This is a genomic window from Variovorax sp. P4_D9, assembly GCF_056401695.1.
In genome coordinates, this window is record NZ_JBFUIU010000830.1 from 1 (window position 1) to 3,795 (window position 3,795).

Sequence of the window (3,795 nt, forward strand, 5' to 3'; positions counted from 1 at the left end):
GCAGCGCATAGCCGAAGCCGACGGCGTCGCAGTCGAGCGTGCGCTCGCGTCCGGCTTCGCTCCACACGACGGCGCGCACTCGCTCGTCGCCCGCCATGCGCAGCAGTCGCACGCCGCGCCGCAACGGCACGCCGTGCGCGCGCAGCCAGGCGACATAATGCACCCCCTTCAGGAATACCGCGGGCTGCCTGAGCATCGCCGGCACGGCGGCCACCTGATCGCCGAAGCGCGCGGTATCGAGCACCGCCGCGACGTCGACACCGGCCTTCGCGTACTGGTAAGCCACCAGGTAGAGCAAGGGCCCGGTGCCCGCGAGCACCACGCGCGAGCCGATGGCGCAGCCCTGGAACTTGAGCGCCACCTGCGCACCGCCGAGCGTGTACACGCCCGGCAGCGTCCAGCCGGGGACCGGCAACACGCGATCGGTGGCGCCGGTCGCGACGATGAGCTGGCCGTAGGGCACGGTACGCGTGGTTTGCGTCGGGCCGTGCAGCACGTCGAGCTTCGCGTCCTGCACGTTCCACACGAGGCTGTCAGGACGATAGTCGATGCGTTCCTGCAGGTCGTCGATGGCTGCATGCACGGCGGTGGCACGCGCCGCCTCGCTGCCGTAGAGCATCTCGGGCGCCCGGCTGAAATGTGCGGGCGGGCGACGGTAGATCTGGCCGCCGGCGCGCGCGGCCTCGTCGATCAGCACCGGCCGCAGGCCGTGCTTTGCGAGCGTCTGCGCGGCACGGATGCCGGCCGGGCCGGCGCCGACGATCGCCGGCTGGAGTGACGCAGTCATCAACGCGATCCTCCGCTCAGCAAGGCCATGCCGGGCGCGATGAAGGTCGAGCAGGCGCGAAGCCGCGCGCCTTCGGCGGTGGCGATCCAGCAATCCTGGCAGGCGCCCATCAGGCAGAAGCCGGCCCGCGGCTCGTGGCTGAATTCGTTGCGGCGCAGTTGCGCGCCCTGCGTCAGCACGGCGGTCAGGACCGTGTCGCCATCGAGCGCCTGCGCCGGTCGCCCGTCGAGGGTGAAGGCGACCGCGGCCCGTTTCGTCTCGGCGACCCGACGCAGCAGCGGCTGAATGGTGTGGTCGCTCATCGGTGTCCGCCCACCAGCACGCGATCGAGGCCGTAGAGCCTGTCCAGGACGATCATCGCGACCGCGGTGATCGCCACCATCAGCGCGGAGACCGCGGCCATCAGCGGGTCGATCGACTCGGTGGCGTACATGTACATGCGCACCGGCAGCGTCACCGTGCTCGGCGAAGTGACGAAGATCGACATCGTCACTTCGTCGAAGCTGTTGATGAAGGCCAGCAGCCAGCCGCCAGTGACGCCCGGCAGGATCATCGGCAGCGTGATGCGCTTGAACACCGTGGCCTGGCTCGCGCCCAGCGACAGCGCCGCCTGCTCAGCGCTGCGGTCGAAACCGACCAGCGCCGCCACCACGAGGCGCAGCGTGTACGGCGTGACGATCAAGGCATGCGCGAAGATCAGGAAGCCGAAACTGCCGGTGCCGCCGACGAGCGCGAACAGACGAAGCAGGGCGACACCCAGCACCAGGTGCGGAATGATCAACGGCGAGAGGAACAGGCCGTTGAGGAAGTCGCGCCCGGGAAAATCGTAGCGCGTGATCGCCAGGCCGGCAGGCACCGCGACCAGCGTGGCGAGGGTGGCCGACGCGAGCCCGAGCCGCAGGCTGTTCCAGAAGGACTGCATGAAATCCGGGTGCGCGAACACCGCCTGGAACCAGCGCAACGAGAACTCGGTGGTCGGCAGCGTGAGCGTGTTCTCGGGCGTGAAGGCGACCACGCAGACGACCACCAGGGGCGCCAGCATGAAGGTGATGACGAGCGCGTTGAACGCGAGGGCAAAGGGTCCGTTCTTGCTCATGGTCAACCCAGCGCCTTCTTGTAGCGGCCTTCGACGAGGCGGTTGTAGCTCAGCATCACCACCAGATTGGCGACCAGCAGCACCAGCGCGATCGCAGCGCCAAGCGGCCAGTTGAGCTCATGCAGGTATTCGTCGTAGACGATGGTCGCGACCATCTTCAGACGGCGCCCGCCGAGCAGGCCCGGGATGGCGAAGGAACTGGCCGAAAGACCGAACACGATCAGGCTGCCCGAGAGGATGCCGGGCATCACCTGCRGCAGCACGACGCGCCGAAGTGTGGTGAAGGGGGAGGCGCCCAGCGACAGCGCGGCGTTCTCGACGCCGGCGTCGAGCTTCTGCAGCGAGGTCCACACCGGGATCACCATGAAGGGCAGCATCACGTGCACGAGGGCGATGACGATGGCCGTCTCGGTGTAGAGCATCTTGATCGGGCCGATGCCGACGATACCGAGCAGCCCGTTCACCAGGCCTTCGGGCCCGAGCAGCATGCTCCAGCCGAAGGCACGCACCACGACCGAAACCATCAGCGGTGCCAGCACCACCAGCAGCAGGATCGAGCGCCACGGATTGCGCATGCGGCTCAGCACGTAGGCCTCGGGCGTGCCCACGAGCACGCAGATCACGGCGACCAGCGCCGAGATCCAAAAGGTCCGCCAGAAGATGCCGTAGTAGTAGGAGTCGGTGAAGAGATGAATGTAGTGATCGAGTGTGAACTCGCCGGCCTTCGGGCCGGTCGCGGCATCGTAGACGTTGAAGGACAGCACGGCTGTCAGCAGCAACGGCACCAGCAGCAGCGCAGTGAAGAGCAGCAGCGCGGGCGTGGACAGCCACCAGGGCGTGGCCTTCCTTGCGACGACGGTCATGCAACCACCCTCTCCGCCGCCGCCTCGTCGGCAGGCAGCAGGCGCGTGCAGTGCCCCGGCCAGTCCACGCCGACCGTCGCGCCTTCGTCGAGCGCGTCGCGGCCGTCGTTGGGGCTGAGCACCATCAGATCGCCGACCCGTGTCGTAACGCGATAGAGCCACTGGCTGCCCAGGAAGAAGCGCTCGCCGACCGTGCCGTCGAGCCGGCCGGAGCCACTCGCGGTGAACTGGATCTTCTCGGGCCGCACGCTCATCAGCACGTCCGCGCCGGGACGGAAGCCCGTGTCGTCGACATCGATCGCAAGCGGGCCGACCTCGACGCGCGTGCGCGTGCCGGCCGAGGACACGCGGCCTTCCAGCAGGTTCGCCTTGCCGACGAAGGTCGAGATGAAACGGGTGCGCGGATGCTCGTAGCAGCGATGCGGATGGTCGATCTGGGTCGCGCGGCCGCCCTCCATCACGACGACACGATCGCTGATGGACATCGCCTCGCTCTGATCGTGGGTGACCATGATGGTGGTGGTGCCGACCTTGCGCTGGATCTGGCGCAGCTCGAACTGCATCTCTTCACGCAGCTTGGCGTCGAGATTCGACAGCGGCTCGTCCAGCAGCAGCACCGGCGGCTCGATCACCAGCGCACGGGCGAGCGCGATGCGCTGGCGCTGGCCGCCGGAGAGCTGGCGCGGATAGCGATCGGCATGCATCTCGAGGTGCACCAGCGCGAGCGCCTGCGCCACGCGCTCGCGGCGCTCGGCCTTGGGCATCTTGCGCATCTCGAGGCCGAAGCTCACGTTGTCGGCCACCGTCATGTGCGGGAAGAGCGCGTAGGTCTGGAACACGATGCCGAGGCCACGCGTGTTGGCCTTGGCATGGGTGATGTCCTTGCCGTCGAGCTCGATGCGGCCGCTGCTGACGGCCTCGAAGCCCGCAACCATCTGCAGCGTGGTCGTCTTGCCGCAGCCCGACGGCCCAAGCAAGGACACGAACTCCCCTTTCTCGACGGACAGGTTAATCGCCGACACGGCGCAGGTCGCGCCATAGAACTTGGT

At 68.0% G+C, this 3,795-nt stretch carries 5 protein-coding genes; all 5 read right to left on the minus strand.

The features are described from left to right. Nucleotides 1-787 (minus strand): NAD(P)/FAD-dependent oxidoreductase (locus AC1DY5_RS46210; protein ID WP_478121095.1); only part of this gene is annotated, 787 nt, incomplete at its 3' end. Further along, nucleotides 787-1,089: a (2Fe-2S)-binding protein gene (locus AC1DY5_RS46215; RefSeq protein WP_478121096.1), complete on the minus strand. Its 303-nt coding sequence runs from the start codon at nt 1,087-1,089 to the stop codon at nt 787-789. The genes AC1DY5_RS46210 and AC1DY5_RS46215, both read right to left, overlap by 1 nt. After that, a complete protein-coding gene (locus AC1DY5_RS46220; protein WP_478121097.1) occupies nt 1,086-1,883 on the minus strand; it encodes an ABC transporter permease in 798 nt (265 codons plus the stop codon). Before AC1DY5_RS46220 ends, AC1DY5_RS46215 begins: the two co-directional genes overlap by 4 nt. Before the next feature lie 2 nt (nt 1,884-1,885). Then, nucleotides 1,886-2,746, minus strand: a complete 861-nt coding sequence (locus AC1DY5_RS46225; RefSeq protein ID WP_478121098.1) for an ABC transporter permease — start codon at nt 2,744-2,746, stop codon at nt 1,886-1,888. Next, on the minus strand, nt 2,743-3,795 hold a 1,053-nt coding region (locus AC1DY5_RS46230), incomplete at its 5' end, for an ABC transporter ATP-binding protein (protein WP_478121099.1). The genes AC1DY5_RS46230 and AC1DY5_RS46225, both read right to left, overlap by 4 nt.